This is a genomic window from Hansschlegelia quercus (assembly GCF_004310425.1).
In the GTDB taxonomy this organism is placed as follows: Bacteria; Pseudomonadota; Alphaproteobacteria; order Rhizobiales; family Methylopilaceae; genus Methylopila; species Methylopila quercus.
This window is the reverse complement of sequence record NZ_SIUB01000002.1, coordinates 62,882-78,669: the sequence shown is the minus strand read 5'-3', so window position 1 is coordinate 78,669 and position 15,788 is coordinate 62,882. Positions and strand designations below refer to the sequence as shown.

Genomic DNA, 15,788 nt, shown 5'->3' with positions numbered 1-15,788 from the left:
TGCGCGTCGCGGCCCGCCTCAGAGCGGGATGTTGTCGTGCTTCTTCCAGGGATTCTCGAGGCGCTTGCCGCGCAGCATCGCGAGCGCGCGGGCGACGCGGCGGCGGGTCGAGCGAGGCAGGATGACCTCGTCGATATAGCCGCGCTCGGCCGCGATGAAAGGCGTGAGGAAGTGCTCTTCATACTCCTTCGTCTTGGCCGCGATGCCTTCGGCGTCGGAGCCGCGGAAGATGATCTCGACCGCGCCCTTGGCGCCCATCACCGCGATTTGCGCCGTCGGCCAGGCATAGTTCACGTCGCCGCGGAGATGCTTCGACGCCATGACGTCATAGGCGCCGCCGAACGCCTTGCGGGTGATGACGGTGACCTTCGGCACGGTCGCCTCGGCATAGGCGAACAGCAGCTTCGCGCCGTGCTTGATGAGGCCGCCATATTCCTGCGCGGTCCCAGGCAGGAAGCCGGGAACGTCGACGAAGGTGACGATCGGTATCTCGAAACAATCGCAAAATCGCACGAAGCGGGCGGCCTTGCGGCTGGCGTCGCTGTCGAGCACGCCCGCGAGCACCATCGGCTGGTTCGCGACGAAGCCGACGGTCCGCCCTTCCATGCGCCCGAAGCCGACCACGATGTTCTTCGCGAACGATTCCTGGATTTCGAAGAAATCGGCCTCGTCGACCGTCTTCAGGATCAGCTCCTTGATGTCGTAGGGCTTGTTCGGATTGTCCGGGATGATGGTGTCGAGCGAGGCGTCGTAGCGGTCCGGGTCGTCGAAGGAGGGCCATTCCGGCACGCCCTCGATATTGTTGCCGGGCAGGAAGTCCATCAGCCTGCGCATGTCGACCAACGCGTCGACGTCGTTGTCGTAGGCGCCGTCGGCGATCGAGGACTTCGTCGTGTGGACTTTCGCGCCGCCGAGCTCCTCCGCCGTCACCGTCTCGTTGGTGACGGTCTTCACGACGTCGGGACCCGTGACGAACATGTAGGAGCGGTCGCGGACCATGAAGATGAAGTCGGTCATCGCCGGCGAGTAGACGTCGCCGCCGGCGCAGGGACCCATGATCACAGAGATCTGCGGGATGACGCCGGAGGCCAGCACGTTGCGCTGGAACACTTCGCCATAGCCGCCCAGCGCCGCGACGCCCTCCTGGATGCGCGCGCCGCCGGCGTCGAACAGCCCGATGACCGGCGCGCGGTTGCGGATCGCCATGTCCTGAATCTTGATGATCTTCTGCGCGTGCGCCTCGGAGAGCGACCCGCCGAACACGGTGAAGTCCTTCGCGAACACGAAGACCTTGCGCCCGTTGACGGTGCCCCAGCCGGTGACGACTCCGTCGCCGGGGATCTTCTGCTTCTCCATGCCGAAGTCGTTCGAGCGGTGCTCGACGAACATGTCGTATTCTTCGAAGGAGTCGGGATCGAGCAGGATCTCGAGCCGTTCGCGCGCGGTGAGTTTTCCGCGCGCGTGCTGCGCCGCGATGCGCTTCTCGCCACCGCCCAGCCGCGCCGTCGCCCGGCGCTCTTCGAGCTCCGCCAGAATGTCCTTCATGTAAGCTCGGCTCCCGTCACCCGTTTTGTGAGCCGTATCGCGCACGCTGCGGCGCCGCAATGTGGACAAAGGGCGGGGCTGCAGCCTCGCCGTCAGGCGCGCGCGAGCGCGAGCATGCGGACGGAGGCCTCGAATTCGCAGCGGCGGAAGGCTTGGCGGGCGGCGGCTTCCGCATCGTGCCCCCAGATCTCCGCGCTCCAATCCTCGTCGACTGTCGCCGCCGCCCATGCGCTGTCGGCGGAGAGATGCCCCCTGTGGAGCGCGAGCGCGACGAGGGCGGAACCGGTGAGCGTGGTGAGCGTGCTCAGGGCCGCCAGCGTAAAGGCGTCGTCGCGCGGCACGGCGAGGCTGACCGCCTCCAGCGCTTCGGCGGGCTGCTCGACGAACATCACGCCTTCCGCCAGCACGAAGCGCGCGCCGAGCGTGTCGCGGGCGAAGGCGAGCACGGGATCCCAATGCGTGGCCTGGCGCGCGACCAGGCGGTCGGGCGTGTCCGCGCGATAGCACACGAGGTCGCTGCCGGCGTAGCGCACGATCTCGGCGGCGACGGCCGCCGCCTCCTTGGCGACGCCGTCGATCGCGACATTCGCGAGCCGGGTGAGCGGCATGGTCGAGGGATCGATCCGTTCCTCCTGAGCCTGCCATTCCGCGGCGACCGCCTCGGCGAGCGGGCGCGCCTTCATCGCGAGCAAAGCGCGGGCCGGCGTTCGTGCAGTCTTTCCGTCGAGGGCAATCGCGAAAAGACCGTCCTTCTCCAGCGCTTCGGCGGCCTTGTAGAAGCGCTTCGGCAACTCGTTCGGCGCGCTCATCGGGCCGGCTCCGGCGCCGTAATCCCGAGCGCCGCCGGCAGGGCGTCGAAACTGGCGATGACGATCTCGGCCCCGGCGGCGAGCAGGCGGTCGGGCGTGTGGTACCCCCACGAGACCCCAATCGCCCGCGCGCCGGCCGCGCGCGCCATCGCCATGTCGAAGGTGGTGTCGCCGACCATCGCGGCCTCCTGGGGGTCAACGCCAGCCTCCGCCGCGGCCTGAAGGACCATCGCAGGATGAGGCTTCGAGGGCGCGTCTTCCGCCGTCTGGCGGGTGACGAAGCGGTCCTCGAGCCCATGGCGCTCGACGAAATGAGCGACCCCGCGCCGCGAATTGCCGGTGGCGAGCCCCAGCAGCAAACCTCGAGCGGAAAGCGCCTCGATGATCTCTAGCGCGCCTGGATAAAGCGGCATTGAATCAGGATTTTGCGCACGGTTGCGCATGAAATTGAGCTTGAACGCCTCGCCGATCGCAGCCTGCGGATGGTCTGCGGCCTCGGCCGACAGCTCGGCCACCGCTTCCGCGACAGAGAGCCCGACGATCGCCCGAACGGCCTCGCGTTCGGGCGCGGTCAGTCCATGCGCCACATAGGCTTCCGCCATCGCCGCGACGATGGCGTGCTGGCTGTCGACGAGCGTGCCGTCGACATCGAAGATCACGAGCTTCATGCGCGAAACCTATGGAGGCGTGACCGCCTCAGTCTTCCGGAGCGTCGACGATGGGGTCATAGTCGGAGGCGTCGAAGCCCAGCACGCTCCACGATTGCTGCATGTGCGGCGGCAGGGGCGCAGAGACGTCGAGGATGTCGCCGTTCGCGAGCGGCAGCACAAGGCGGCGGGCGAGCAGATGCAGCCGGTTCTGCAAGCCGCCCGGAAGCTGCCAGTTCTCGACGTTGAAGTATTTCGGGTCGCCCACGATCGGGTGGCCGATATGGGCGCAATGGGCGCGGAGCTGATGCGTGCGGCCGGTGACCGGTTTCAGCGACAGCCAGGAGAGCTTCGGCCCGGCGTGGTCGACCACCGCGTAATAGGTCAAGGCGTGCGCGGCGCCGCTGTCGCCGTGGGCGACCACCTGCATGCGCTCTCCCTCCGGCCCGTCGCCCTCGCCTTTGGCGAGATAGGTCGAGATGCGTCCCTGCTTGGTGCGCGGAACGCCGGGAACGAGCGCCCAGTAGATCTTGCGGGTCAGACGGGAGCGGAACGCGCGGGCGAGATCGGAGGCGGCGAGCCGCGTCTTCGCGACGACGAGCACGCCCGCGGTGTCCTTGTCGATGCGGTGGACGAGGCGCGGCCGCTGCCCATCGCGGCCGGTCAGCGCGTTCAGCATGCCGTCGACATGGCGCGTAATCCCTGAGCCGCCTTGGACGGCGAGGCCATAGGGCTTGTTGAGGACCAGGATGTTGCGGTCCTCGTGGATCGTCATCTCCTTCAGCTCGCGCGCGTCGCGATCGTCTGCGGACGCGCGCTTGACCGCGGGCTTGGGTAGGGTCTCATCCTCCGCGCCCTCGCTCTCGTCCTTCAGCGGCGGCACGCGGACGACCATGCCTGCGGAGAGCCGCGTCGCGGTCTTCGCGCGGGCGCCGTCGACGCGGATTTGGCCCGTGCGGCAAAGCTTCTGCAGGTGGCCGAAGGCGAGCGCCGGAAACCGCTCCTTGAACCAGCGGTCGAGCCGTAGGCCTTCTTCTGCTTCACGCACGGGAATCGACTGCACGCCGGCGGCCTTGCCCGGCAGCGCGGGCAGCGGTTTTGCGGCGATCGCGAGGCTTTTTTCGACCGCCGAACGCGGCGCGCCGCCGCTTTTTGCGGCGGGTTTCTTCACGGGATTGCGGAACGCCTCTCCTGCGGCCGCCCTTGCTGCGGCCTTGGTGGGCCTGCCGGTCTTCGTCAGGAGCTGCGGACGGGGTCCGCCTTTCCTGGGTCCGCGGGAGGTGCGTTCGGCCATCGAAACGTGCTTTCGGAATGCGCCGATAGGACCGCGTCGCCCGGTTAGGTCCGGGCGTCCACGACTGGCGTTCGCAAGAAGAGCACGCCTTTTACCCCAGCGCGCGCCCAAGAGCGAGGCCGCCGATCAGCGCTGCGATCGAGACGCCGATGGACGCCGCGACGTAGGCCCCGGCGAGCCCCGCCTCCCCGCGCTCCCAGAGCGTTACCGCATCGAGCGAGAAGGCGGAGAAGGTCGTGAAGCCGCCGAGGACCCCCGTCAGCAGGAACACCCTGAGCTCATTCGATCCGCCCTTGAGCGCAAGCAGCGCCGCAAGCAGACCCATGACAAAGCCGCCGACGACGTTCACCGTCAGCGTTCCCCAGGGAAAACCGAGCCCGAAGGCGCGCGCCGTGGCGACGTTGACGAAATAGCGGGTGACCGAGCCGAGGGCTCCGCCGAGCGCGACAAGCAGCGCAGGGATCATTCGGGGACTCCAAGCGAATGCGTTGCTTCCGTCAGCATGGCGCCGCCGGGCGTCCAGGCCTCACCCGCGCTCGGCCCTGAGCTTCGCCCAGTACTCCAGCCGCTTCCTGAGCTCGCGCTCAAAGCCGCGGTCGGGCGGTTCGTAGAAGGCGCGGCGGCCCATGGCTTCGGGGAAGTAGTCCTGGCCCGAGAACGCCTCCGGGGCGTCGTGGTCATAGGCGTAGCCGTCGCCATAGCCCTCGGATTTCATGAGCTTGGTCGGCGCGTTCAGGATGTGCTTCGGGGGCACGAGCGAGCCGTGCTCCTTCGCCGCCGCCCGCGCACGCTTGTATGCGACGTAGACCGCGTTCGACTTCGGCGCAGTCGCGAGATGCACGACGCATTCGGCGAGCGCGAGCTCCCCCTCGGGCGTGCCGAGCTGCTCGTAGGCGTCACGGGCGGCGATCGCGATCACCAGCGCCTGCGGGTCGGCGAGACCGATGTCCTCCGACGCCATGCGGATCAGCCGGCGGGCGAGGTAAAGCGGATCCTCGCCGGCGTCGAGCATGCGCGCGAGCCAGTAAAGGGACGCGTCAGCGTCCGATCCGCGGACCGATTTATGGAGCGCAGAAATGAGGTTGTAGTGGCCGTCCGAGGACTTGTCGTAGATCGGCGCGCGGCGCTGCACGACGTCCTGCACGCGTTCCGCGTCGAAGATTTCGCCTGCTCGGGCCGCTCGCCAGATCTCCTCGGCGAGGGTCAGCGACGCCCGCCCGTCGCCATCCGCCATACGGATCAGCGACGCTCGCGCCTCTTCGTCGAGCGGCAGCGGGCGACCCTCGATCGCTTCGGCGCGCGCGAGCAGCTTCTCGATGGCCTCGGCGTCTAGCGAGCGGAACACGAGCACCCGCGCGCGCGACAGCAGGGCCGCGTTGAGCGCGAAGGACGGGTTCTCGGTGGTCGCGCCGACGAGCGTCACCGTCCCGTCCTCCATGACGGGCAGGAAGCTGTCCTGCTGCGCCTTGTTGAAGCGGTGGATCTCGTCGACGAACAGCAGTGTGCCCTGCCCCATCGACCGGCGGCCGCGGGCGGCGTCGAAGACCTTCTTAAGATCGGCGACGCCTGTAAATATCGCTGAGATCGGCTCGAAGGCGAGGTTCGTCGCCTGGGCGAGCAGGCGGCCGACGGTGGTCTTGCCCGTGCCCGGAGGCCCCCAGAAGATCAGGCTGCCGAGAGTCCCCGCCTCGATCAGCCGGCCGAGCGCGCCGTCCGGCCCGAGCAGATGCTCCTGGCCGATCACCTCGTCGAGGCTCTGCGGGCGCAGACGGTCCGCGAGCGGCCTAGGGGCCTCCCGCTCCATTCCCGCCGCCTCGAAGAGGTTCGCCATCTCAGCCGCCGAACACGGACGTGATGCTGTGGCCGTCGCGCTCGATCGTAACCTTCCACACGCCGGGCTGTCCGCCGGCGATGATCACGAGATCCTTCACGGCGGCGACCTTCTTGTCGTTCACGGCGCGGATGATGTCGCCCTTCTGGAAGCCGAGCTGCTCGGCGATCGTGCCCTCGCCCGTCTCCATCACCACGACCCCGCGCAGGCTCTGGTCGAGCGACATCTCGTCGGTGAGCGCGGGCGACAGATTGGCGACGGTCGCGCCGGTGAAGGGTGATTCCCCGCGCAAGGTACGCTGCTCGCGAGCCGGGATTTCCGGCGCGGTCGAGAGCGCGACAGACAGGGTCTTCGTGGCGCCGCCGCGGGAGACCGCGACCTCCGCCTTGCCGCCGATCGGACGCGTCGCGAAACGGTAGGTGAAGCCCTCGACGCTGTCGACGGGCTGGCCGTCGACGGCGGTGACGAGATCGCCCTGCTCGATCCCAGCCTTCGCGGCCGGCGAGTCGGCCGCGACCGTCGAGACCAGGGCGCCGCTCGGGCGTTTGAGGCCGAGGCTGTCCGCGATCTCAGGCGTGACGTTCTGCAGCGAGGCCCCGAACCAGGGCCGCACCACCGACTTCGCCCCGGATCGTGCCGAGGACAGCACCACGCGGACCATGTTGGCGGGGATCGCGAAGCCGATGCCGACCGAGCCGCCGGACTGCGAGAAGATCGCGGTGTTGATGCCGACCAGCTTGCCATCCAGATCGACCAGCGCGCCGCCCGAATTGCCGGGATTGATGGCCGCGTCGGTCTGGATGAAGGACTGGAAATCGTCCACGCCGATCTGGGTGCGGGCGAGCGCCGAGACGATGCCGGAGGTCACGGTCTGCCCCACGCCGAAGGGGTTGCCGATCGCGAGCACAAGGTCGCCGACCTGCACGGCGTCGGAATCCGCGAAGTTCAGGCTCGGAAACTTCTCGGAGCCGTCGCCGATCTTCAGCACCGCCATGTCGGCGCGTGAATCCTTCAGCAGGATTTTCGCCTCGAACTCCCGCTTGTCGGAAAGCGCGACGCGCACCTCCGTCATGTTCTCGACGACGTGGTTGTTGGTGACGATCAGCCCGTCGTCACCCACGATGACGCCGGAGCCGAGCGAGCGCTGCACGCGCTCTCGCGGCATGCGGCCGCTGTCGCCCCCGAAAAAGCGGCGGAAGAACGGATCGTCGAACAGCGGGTTGCGCGCGCGCTGCTCGGTGCGGCTGGCGTAGATGTTGACGACGGCCGGAGTAACGTTGTGCACGACCGGAGCGAAGGACAGCTTGACCTCTTCCCGGCTCTCCGGGAGCCGGCGCTCCTCCGCCTGCGCAGGCGCGAGGAGTATGGCGATCAGGCCAAGAGCCGCGGCTGCGGTGAACTTCATGAGATGGCGCTCCGCTCAAGGACGTCCGTGATGCGGCGTCTGACATAATGCGGTCCGCGCCCGAACGAAACGGCCGTGACGCCGCGTGCCTCCACGAAAGGACGTTCCTTTGAAAACGCTGCTCTTCGTTCTCGGCCTCGTCGCCGTCGCCGTGGGAGCTCTCTGGATCGGCCAGGGGCTCGGGCTTATCGCGTGGCCCGCCGAGAGCTTCATGATCAGACAGACCCAGTGGGCCTACTACGGGGCGGCGCTAGCGGTAGTGGGCATCGTGCTGGTAGCGATCTCCCAACGGCGTTGAGCCGCTGCGCACGCCCCCGTAGCACTGCCCTCGTGTCCGGACTTAAGCCGGGACGAGACGCGTTGAGCCCTAAAGCGAACCTGGAGACGTCTTCGCTTCTCGGCCTATCCGTCATGGTTCTGGGTCCCGGCTCAAGCCCGCGACCCGAAGTGGAGCCATCAGAGCCAAGTTCTTCACAGTCCAAACGAAAAAAGCGGCCGTCGCCGGCCGCTCTCTTCAAGTCAATCGTGGAGACGCAGGCTCAGGCCGCGGCTTCAGCCTCGAGGCGGTCGCGATCGACCTTGCCCTTGGCGTTCACGTCGCGCTCGACGAACTCGATCACCGCGACCGGCGCATTGTCGCCGTGGCGGAAGCCCGCCTTGATGATGCGGAGATAGCCGCCGGGACGACCCTCGTAGCGCGGCGCCAGCGTGTCGAACAGCTTGCGCACCGTCGGGAGGTGGCGAAGCTCCGCCAGCGCTAGGCGGCGCGAGTGAAGGTCGCCGCGCTTGGCGAGCGTCACGAGCTTCTCGACGACCGGACGCAGGTCCTTAGCCTTCGGCAGCGTGGTGACGATCTGCTCGTGCTCGATCAGCGACTGCGCGAGGTTCGCGAACATCGCCTTACGGTGGCTCTGGAGCCGGTTGAAGCGACGGCCGCGCTTCGCGTGCATGGACATTTCAGTTCTCCTTCAGGCCCGCGCCGCTTTTAAGCGGTCAGCAGGTCCGGCGATCCTCAGTAATGCTCTTCGAAGCGCTTGGCGAGTTCGTCGATGTTGTCCGGCGGCCAGCCGCCGACTTCCATCCCGAGGTGCAGGCCCATCTGGGCGAGCACTTCCTTGATCTCGTTCAGCGACTTCCGGCCGAAGTTCGGCGTGCGGAGCATTTCCGCCTCCGTCTTCTGAATGAGGTCGCCGATATAGACGATGTTGTCGTTCTTCAGGCAGTTCGCCGAGCGGACCGACAGCTCCAGCTCGTCGACCTTCTTGAGCAGCGCCGGGTTGAAGGCGAGCTCCGGGATCGAGGACTGGACGCTTTCCTTCTTGGGCTCCTCGAAGTTCACGAATACTTCGAGCTGGTCCTGGAGGATGCGCGCGGCGTAGGCCACCGCGTCCTCGGGGCTGATCGAGCCGTTGGTCTCGACGGTGAGCGTCAGCTTGTCGTAGTCGAGGATCTGGCCTTCACGCGTGTTCTCGACGCGGTAGGAGACCTTCTTGACCGGCGAATAGAGGCTGTCGACCGGAATCAGGCCGATCGGCGCGTCCTCTGGACGGTTGCGGTCGGCGGCGATGTAGCCCTTGCCGGTGTCGACGGTGAACTCGATGCGGATCTCCGCGCCGTCGTCCAGCGTGCAGATCGGCAGGTTCGGGTTCAGCACCTCGACGTCGCCGACCACCTGGATGTCGCCCGCGACCACCTGGCCGGGACCCTGCTTGCGCAGAACCATCCGCTTCGGGCCCTCGCCCTGCATCTTGATGGCGACGTCCTTGATGTTGAGGACGATGTCGGTCACGTCCTCGCGGACGCCGGGGATCGACGAGAACTCGTGCAGCACGCCGTCGATGTGGATCGAGGTCACCGCCGCGCCCTGCAGCGACGACAGGAGGATCCGGCGCAGCGCGTTGCCGAGGGTGAGGCCGAAGCCGCGCTCGAGCGGCTCCGCGACCATGGTCGCGGTCCGCTTGCCGTCGCCGCCGCCCGCGACTTCGAGCTTGTTCGGCTTGATGAGATCTTGCCAGTTCTTCTGGATCACGGACTGCATCCTTCGTCAGTCACCCGTGGAGCCCCTGAGGCCCCGACGGAGGCCGCGCTGAAACAGCTGCGGCCTGAAACGGAGACGCGCCCCAAACCATTGGGGCGCGACGCACGAGACGTCGGCTCAGACGCGCCGGCGCTTGCGCGGCCGGCAGCCGTTGTGCGGGATCGGCGTCACGTCGCGGATCGAGGTCACCATGAAGCCGGCGGCCTGCAGCGCGCGAAGCGCCGACTCACGACCCGAACCCGGGCCGCGGACTTCGACTTCGAGGGTGCGCATGCCGTGCTCGGCGGCCTTCTTGGCGGCGTCCTCGGCCGCGACCTGGGCCGCATACGGGGTCGATTTGCGCGAGCCCTTGAAGCCCTGGGCGCCGGCCGACGACCAGGACACGGTGTTGCCCTGCGCGTCGGTGATGGTGATCATGGTGTTGTTGAACGTGGCGTTCACGTGCGCGACGCCGGACGCGATGTTCTTACGTTCGCGGCGGCGAATGCGCTGGGCTTCCTTGGCCATGTGGCTCTCGATCCTTCAGGCGCGCCCGTAATTCCAGGCGCTCGGGAAAAGATGGGCGGCGCGATCAACGCGCCGCCGATTAAAAATTACTTCTTCTTGCCGGCGATCGGCTTCGCCTTGCCCTTGCGGGTGCGGGCGTTGGTGTGGGTGCGCTGGCCGTGGACCGGCAGACCGCGGCGGTGACGCAGACCGCGATAGGAACCGAGATCCATCAGGCGCTTGATGTTCATCGCGACTTCGCGGCGCAGATCGCCTTCGACCATGTAGTCGCGGTCGATCGTCTCGCGGATCTGGATGACCTCGGCGTCCGTCAGCTGGTTGACGCGGCGCTCGGCCGGGATCGAGACCTTCTCGCAGATCTCGCCCGCCTTCTGGGCTCCGATGCCGTGGATGTACTGAAGCGCGATGATGACGCGCTTGTTAGTCGGGATGTTTACGCCTGCAATACGGGCCACTTGGGCGCCCTCCATGTGCGGCCGGTCCCTTGCGGGATCGGCAATAAGGCGCGCGTCCGGTGGAGGCCGGCCCATGCGCGCCAGTGAAACGAAGCGAAGGTTCCAGGCGCGCGTTGGGCGCGCCGATCTCCGAGCACTTTCGATGAAGGCGTGCGCGTAGCGCCTTACGGAGCGCTCGTCAACCCCTTCTTAGCATTTCAACCGATCCTGCCGTCCTAACCGTCAGGCGGACGCCTTGACGTCGGACAGCACGCCGTCGATCTCGGCCGCGACCGTATCAATCGGCGCCATGCCGTCCACGGAGGCGTAGAGGCCGCGCTGTTTGTAGAACGGGCGAAGCTGAGCCGTGACGGCGTTGTAATCAGCGATCCGCTTGCGAACCACATCCGGCGCGTCGTCGCTGCGGACCGGCTTGCCGGCAGCGGCGAGATCGCGCGCGCGACCTTCGACCCGCTCGAGCAGCGCGTTCTCGTCGACCGCGAGTTCGATCACGGCGTCGAGGCCGAGGCTTTTGCCGTCGAGCATCACGTCCAGGGCTTCCGCCTGCTTCACCGTGCGCGGGAAGCCGTCGAGGATGAAGCCGCGAACGGCGTCGGATTCCTGGATGCGGTCGCCGACGATCTGGACCACCAGCCGGTCGGGGCAGAGCTCGCCCCGCGCCATGAGATCCTTAGCTTCCACGCCGACGGGAGTGCCGGCGGCGACCGCCGCGCGCAGCATATCGCCGGTCGACAGCTGGACAAGGCCATGCTTGGCGACCAGGCGCTCGGACTGCGTTCCCTTACCGGCCCCAGGGGGGCCGAGCAGGATAAGCCTCATTTCCGCTTTCCTCTCAGCCTGGCCTTCTTGATGAGGCCTTCGTACTGCGCGGCATAGAGATGGCCCTGCACCTGCGCGACAGTGTCCATCGTCACCGAGACTACGATCAGCAGCGAGGTGCCGCCGAAATAGAACGGCACGGCCGCATAGGAGATCAGAATCTCAGGAATGACGCAGACCAACGCGATGTAGGCGGCGCCGACGACCGTGATGCGAGTCAGCACATAGTCGATGTATTCCGCGGTGCGCTCGCCGGGGCGGATGCCGGGGATGAAACCGCCATACTTCTTCAGGTTGTCCGCGGTCTCCTGCGGATTGAAGACGATTGCGGTGTAGAAGAACGAGAAGAACACGATCAGCGCGACGTACAGCACCATGTAGAGCGGGCGGCCGTGCGCGAGGTAGGTCGTGACCGCGCCGAGCCAGGCCGGGCCGGATCCGCCGGCCGAGAAGTTCGCGATCGTCGTCGGCAACAGAAGCAGCGAGGACGCGAAGATCGGCGGGATGACGCTCGCGGTGTTGAGCTTCAACGGAAGATGCGAACTCTCCCCGCCGGTCATCCGGTTTTGGCTGACCTGCCGCTTCGGGTACTGGATCAGCAGCCGACGCTGGGCGCGCTCCATGAACACGATGAAGGCGATCACGCCGATGGCCATGACGATGATCGCGAGGATCACCCCGGTGGAGAGCGCGCCCTGGCGCGAGAGCTCCAGAGTGCCGGCGATTGCCATCGGCAGCTCCGCCACGATGCCGGCGAAGATGATCAGCGAGATGCCGTTGCCGATGCCGCGCGCGGTGATCTGCTCGCCGAGCCACATCAGAAACATCGTGCCGCCGGTCAGCGTGATGACCGTGGAGATCTTGAAGAACCAGCCCGGATCGACCACCACATTCGCCTGACCCTCGAGACCGGCTGCGATGCCGTAGGCCTGGATGGTTGCGAGCAACACCGTGCCGTAGCGCGTGTACTGGTTGATGATCTTGCGGCCCTGCTCGCCCTCTTTCTTCAGCGCCTCGAGGTGCGGCGAGACGGTCGTCATCAGCTGCACGATGATCGAGGCGGAGATGTAGGGCATGATGGCGAGCGCAAAGATCGCCATGCGGCCGACCGCGCCGCCCGAGAACATGTTGAACAGGCCGATGATGCCGGTCGACTGATGCCGGAACACCTCGGCCAGCGCTGAGGGGTTGATGCCGGGCATCGGGATGTAGGTGCCGAGGCGGTAGACGAGCAGCGCCCCGAGCGTGAACCAGATTCGCTGCTTGAGCTCGCTCGCCTTCGAGAAGGCGGAGAAATTCAGGTTCGCAGCAAGCTGCTCAGCGGCGGATGCCATCGATCCCGTCCGTCAAATGAGTGGGGAGACGCACGTCTCCCAAAAACGCCACGACGCCCCCGAGGGGGCGTCGGGCTGTACTCAGATAGTTGGTTCAGGCCGCGTCCGCATCGGCCTTGGGGGCCAGCAGCGTCACCTTGCCGCCGATCTTCTCGATCGCGTCGGAGACCGACTTCGAAACGGCGTACACCTCGAGATCGAGCTTGGTGGTCAGCTCGCCGCGGCCGAGGATCTTCACGCCGTCTTTTTTCTTGCGGGTCAGCACGCCGGCTTCGGACAGCGCGTCCTGGGTGACGGGCTTCGAGGCGTCGAGCCGACCGGCGTCCACCGCCTGCTGGAGACGAGCGAGGTTGACCTCGTTCAGCTCCTTGGCGAACAGATTGTGGAAGCCGCGCTTCGGCAGGCGGCGATAGAGCGGCATCTGGCCGCCCTCGAACGCTTTCACGCGCACACCGGTGCGGGACTTCTGGCCCTTCACGCCGCGGCCGCCGGTCTTGCCCTTGCCTGAGCCGATGCCGCGTCCGACGCGGATCTTCTCCTTGGTGGCGCCGGGATTGTCCCGGAGATCGTTCAGCTTCACCATCACTTGCCTCCCGCGTTGGCGTCTTCGACGCGCACGAGATGCGCGACCTTCGCGATCATCCCGCGCACGGCCGGCGTGTCGGTGAGTTCGCGGCGCTTGCCGATCCGGCCGAGGCCGAGACCGACGAGGGTTGCGTGCTGGTCGGCCGGACGGCGAGTGGACGAGCCGGTCTGGACCACCGTCACGCTGCCGGACTTCGTCTTCTTCTTGGCGGCGTCTGCCATGATCAAGCTCCTATTGCTGCCGTTCAGCCTTCGGCGACGGCATCGGCGTCGACGTCCTTGCGGCGAGCCTGCAAGGTCGAGACCTTGAGGCCGCGGCGGGCGGCGACGGAGCGCGGGCTGTCTTCGCCCTTCAGGGCGTCGAAGGTGGCGCGCACCATGTTGTAGGGGTTCGACGAGCCGAGCGACTTGGCGACCACGTCGTGGATGCCGAGCGTTTCGAACACGGCGCGCATCGGGCCGCCGGCGATGATGCCGGTACCCGCCGGCGCCGCGCGGACGACGACGCGGCCCGCACCGTGACGACCGTCGACGTCGTGATGCAGCGTCCGGCCTTCGCGGAGCGGCACGCGGATCAGACCGCGCTTCGCGCTCTCGGTCGCCTTGCGGATCGCTTCCGGCACCTCGCGCGCCTTGCCGTGGCCGAAGCCGACGCGGCCCTTCTGGTCTCCGACCACGACGAGCGCGGCGAAGCCGAAGCGCCGGCCGCCCTTGACGACCTTGGCGACGCGGTTGATGTGGACCAGCTTGTCGACGAACTCGCTGTCCTCGCGGTCGCGACCGCGGTTCTCTCTGGGCTCACGAGCCATGTTCTAGGTATCCTCTCGCCTCGAGCGGGCTTCAGAAGTTGAGCCCGCCCTCACGGGCGGCCTCGGCGAGGGCTTTCACCCTGCCGTGATAGATGTATGCGCCGCGGTCGAACACCACGTCCTTGACGCCGGCGGCGGTGGCTCGTTCGGCCACCAGCTTGCCGACGGCCTGGGCCGCAGCGATGTCCGCGCCGGTCTTCGCCGTGGAGCGGAAATCCTTGTCGAGCGTCGAGGCGGCCGCGAGGGTCACGCCCTTCGCGTCGTCGATGATCTGCGCGTAGATCTGCTTCGACGAGCGATGCACGGACAAACGCGGACGGCCATTGGCCGCCGAGAGGAGCGCCCGGCGGACACGAGCCTTGCGGCGGGCGCCGGTCTGGAGGTTCTTCGCCATGTTTCCGGGCCTTACTTCTTCTTGCCTTCCTTGCGGAAGATGAACTCGCCGGCGTACCGCACGCCCTTGCCCTTATACGGCTCGGGACGACGATAGTCGCGGATTTCGGCGGCCACCTGGCCGACGCGCTGACTGTCGATGCCGGAAATGGTGATCTCCGTCGGCTTGGCCGCCGCGATCTGGATCCCATCCGGGATCGGGTAGATCACGTCATGGCTGTAGCCGAGCGCCAGTACCAGGTTCTTGCCCTGGACGGACGCGCGGTAGCCGACGCCGGTGATCTCGAGCTTCTTCTCGAAGCCCTTGGTGACGCCGGTCACGAGGTTCTGCACCATCGTGCGGGACATGCCCCACATGGAGCGCGCCTGCTTCGTCTCGCTGCGCGGCTGGACGGTGACCTTGCCGTCGTTGAACTCGACGACGACGTCATGATGCGCCCGGAAGGCGAGTTCGCCCTTCGGACCCTTGACCTTGATGTTCTGACCTTCGACCGCCGCGGTCACGCCCGACGGCACGTCGATCGGCTTCTTGCCGATGCGCGACATGATCGCTCTCCTAATTCCGAACCGGGAAACCCTTCGCCAGCGTCAGAAGACGCGGCAAAGGATCTCCCCGCCCACGTTGTTGTCGCGGGCGTCGTGATCCGCCATGACGCCCTTCGGCGTCGACAGGATCGAGATGCCGAGGCCGTTGGCCACGCGCGGAAGGTTCTTGACCGAGGCGTACACCCGACGGCCGGGCTTCGACACCCGCTGAATCTCGCGGATGACGGGAGCGCCGTCATAGTACTTCAGTTCGATCTCGAACTCCGACCGACCATTGTCCATGTCGGTCGACGTGTAGCCGCGGATGTAGCCTTCCGACTGCAGCACGTCGAGCACGTTCTGACGCAGGCGCGAGCCGGGCGTCGAAACGGAGGTCTTGTTCCGCATATGCGCGTTGCGGATGCGCGTCAGCATATCGCCGAGGGGATCGTTCACAGCCATATCGCCCTCCCCTTACCAGCTGGACTTCGTGAGGCCGGGAATCTGGCCAGCGGAGCCGAGATCCCGGATCGCGATACGCGAGATGCCCAGCTTGCGGTAATACGCCCGGGGACGTCCCGTCATCTCGCAACGGTTGCGAATGCGGACCTTCGAGCCGTTCCGCGGAAGCTCGGCGAGCTTCAGGCGGGCGGCGAACCGATCCTCGAGGTCGAGGTTCGGGTTCTTCGCGATAGCCTTCAGCTCGGCGCGCTTCGCGGCGTCCCGGGCGACCAGCATACGGCGGCGGTTGTTCTTTTCGACCGCGCTCTTCTTAGCCATGCGATCCTCCCG

21 protein-coding genes are annotated in these 15,788 nt (G+C 67.0%); 1 reads left to right on the top strand and 20 read right to left on the bottom strand.

Features of this window, described 5'->3' with window-relative positions:
* Positions 1-18: 18 nt before the first annotated feature.
* The 7 genes from EYR15_RS04390 to EYR15_RS04360 form a co-directional block, all read right to left on the bottom strand.
* Positions 19-1,545, bottom strand: a complete 1,527-nt coding sequence (locus EYR15_RS04390; protein WP_131001697.1) for an acyl-CoA carboxylase subunit beta — start codon at positions 1,543-1,545, stop codon at positions 19-21.
* Between the two features lie 92 nt (positions 1,546-1,637).
* Positions 1,638-2,354, bottom strand: coding sequence for an ATP12 family chaperone protein (locus EYR15_RS04385; RefSeq protein WP_131001696.1), 717 nt, complete (start codon positions 2,352-2,354; stop codon positions 1,638-1,640).
* Positions 2,351-3,022: an HAD-IA family hydrolase gene (locus EYR15_RS04380; protein WP_131001695.1), complete on the bottom strand. Its 672-nt coding sequence runs from the start codon at positions 3,020-3,022 to the stop codon at positions 2,351-2,353. Before EYR15_RS04380 ends, EYR15_RS04385 begins: the two co-directional genes overlap by 4 nt.
* A gap of 28 nt (positions 3,023-3,050) precedes the next feature.
* A complete protein-coding gene (locus tag EYR15_RS04375) occupies positions 3,051-4,295 on the bottom strand; it encodes an RluA family pseudouridine synthase (RefSeq protein WP_131001694.1) in 1,245 nt (414 codons plus the stop codon).
* A 91-nt stretch (positions 4,296-4,386) separates the two neighbouring features.
* A complete protein-coding gene (gene crcB, locus EYR15_RS04370) occupies positions 4,387-4,761 on the bottom strand; it encodes a fluoride efflux transporter CrcB (RefSeq protein ID WP_131001693.1) in 375 nt (124 codons plus the stop codon).
* 60 nt (positions 4,762-4,821) lie between these two features.
* A complete protein-coding gene (locus EYR15_RS04365) occupies positions 4,822-6,126 on the bottom strand; it encodes a replication-associated recombination protein A (RefSeq protein ID WP_131001692.1) in 1,305 nt (434 codons plus the stop codon).
* 1 nt (position 6,127) lies between these two features.
* A complete protein-coding gene (locus EYR15_RS04360; RefSeq protein ID WP_131001691.1) occupies positions 6,128-7,531 on the bottom strand; it encodes a DegQ family serine endoprotease in 1,404 nt (467 codons plus the stop codon).
* 109 nt (positions 7,532-7,640) lie between these two features.
* Between EYR15_RS04360 and EYR15_RS04355 the strand changes: the two genes are divergently transcribed.
* Positions 7,641-7,829 carry a hypothetical protein gene (locus tag EYR15_RS04355; RefSeq protein WP_131001690.1) on the top strand — a complete coding sequence of 63 codons (189 nt, stop codon included), beginning with the start codon at positions 7,641-7,643 and terminating at the stop codon, positions 7,827-7,829.
* 241 nt (positions 7,830-8,070) lie between these two features.
* Here the strand turns inward: EYR15_RS04355 and rplQ are convergent, their stop codons facing one another.
* The 13 genes from rplQ to rpsN form a co-directional block, all read right to left on the bottom strand.
* Positions 8,071-8,481, bottom strand: coding sequence for a 50S ribosomal protein L17 (gene rplQ / locus EYR15_RS04350; protein WP_165455447.1), 411 nt, complete (start codon positions 8,479-8,481; stop codon positions 8,071-8,073).
* Between the two features lie 62 nt (positions 8,482-8,543).
* Positions 8,544-9,569, bottom strand: a complete 1,026-nt coding sequence (locus EYR15_RS04345; RefSeq protein WP_131001688.1) for a DNA-directed RNA polymerase subunit alpha — start codon at positions 9,567-9,569, stop codon at positions 8,544-8,546.
* Positions 9,570-9,686: 117 nt separating this feature from the next.
* The gene (rpsK, locus tag EYR15_RS04340; RefSeq protein ID WP_020178186.1) at positions 9,687-10,076 is read right to left on the bottom strand and encodes a 30S ribosomal protein S11; all 390 of its coding nucleotides are present in this window, start codon (positions 10,074-10,076) and stop codon (positions 9,687-9,689) included.
* 86 nt (positions 10,077-10,162) lie between these two features.
* Entirely contained in the window at positions 10,163-10,531 is a 369-nt protein-coding gene (gene rpsM / locus EYR15_RS04335; RefSeq protein ID WP_131001687.1) for a 30S ribosomal protein S13, read from the bottom strand.
* A 222-nt stretch (positions 10,532-10,753) separates the two neighbouring features.
* Complete coding sequence (locus tag EYR15_RS04330) at positions 10,754-11,350, bottom strand: adenylate kinase (RefSeq protein WP_131001686.1); 597 nt, start codon at positions 11,348-11,350, stop codon at positions 10,754-10,756.
* Positions 11,347-12,684: a preprotein translocase subunit SecY gene (gene secY / locus EYR15_RS04325; protein WP_131001685.1), complete on the bottom strand. Its 1,338-nt coding sequence runs from the start codon at positions 12,682-12,684 to the stop codon at positions 11,347-11,349. The genes EYR15_RS04330 and secY overlap by 4 nt, the downstream gene beginning before the upstream one ends.
* 94 nt (positions 12,685-12,778) lie before the next feature.
* On the bottom strand, positions 12,779-13,264 hold the full coding sequence (gene rplO, locus EYR15_RS04320; protein ID WP_131002366.1) for a 50S ribosomal protein L15: 486 nt from the start codon (positions 13,262-13,264) through the stop codon (positions 12,779-12,781).
* Positions 13,265-13,266: 2 nt separating this feature from the next.
* Positions 13,267-13,491 (bottom strand): 50S ribosomal protein L30, encoded by a 225-nt coding sequence (rpmD, locus tag EYR15_RS04315; RefSeq protein ID WP_131001684.1) that lies wholly within the window; start codon positions 13,489-13,491, stop codon positions 13,267-13,269.
* A 23-nt stretch (positions 13,492-13,514) separates the two neighbouring features.
* On the bottom strand, positions 13,515-14,078 hold the full coding sequence (gene rpsE / locus EYR15_RS04310; protein ID WP_131001683.1) for a 30S ribosomal protein S5: 564 nt from the start codon (positions 14,076-14,078) through the stop codon (positions 13,515-13,517).
* A 31-nt stretch (positions 14,079-14,109) separates the two neighbouring features.
* On the bottom strand, positions 14,110-14,472 hold the full coding sequence (gene rplR, locus EYR15_RS04305; RefSeq protein WP_131001682.1) for a 50S ribosomal protein L18: 363 nt from the start codon (positions 14,470-14,472) through the stop codon (positions 14,110-14,112).
* 11 nt (positions 14,473-14,483) lie between these two features.
* Positions 14,484-15,017 (bottom strand): 50S ribosomal protein L6, encoded by a 534-nt coding sequence (gene rplF, locus EYR15_RS04300; RefSeq protein ID WP_131001681.1) that lies wholly within the window; start codon positions 15,015-15,017, stop codon positions 14,484-14,486.
* Between the two features lie 42 nt (positions 15,018-15,059).
* Positions 15,060-15,458 (bottom strand): 30S ribosomal protein S8, encoded by a 399-nt coding sequence (gene rpsH / locus EYR15_RS04295; protein ID WP_131001680.1) that lies wholly within the window; start codon positions 15,456-15,458, stop codon positions 15,060-15,062.
* A 12-nt stretch (positions 15,459-15,470) separates the two neighbouring features.
* Complete coding sequence (rpsN, locus tag EYR15_RS04290) at positions 15,471-15,776, bottom strand: 30S ribosomal protein S14 (protein WP_131001679.1); 306 nt, start codon at positions 15,774-15,776, stop codon at positions 15,471-15,473.
* Between the last annotated feature and the right edge of the window lie 12 nt (positions 15,777-15,788).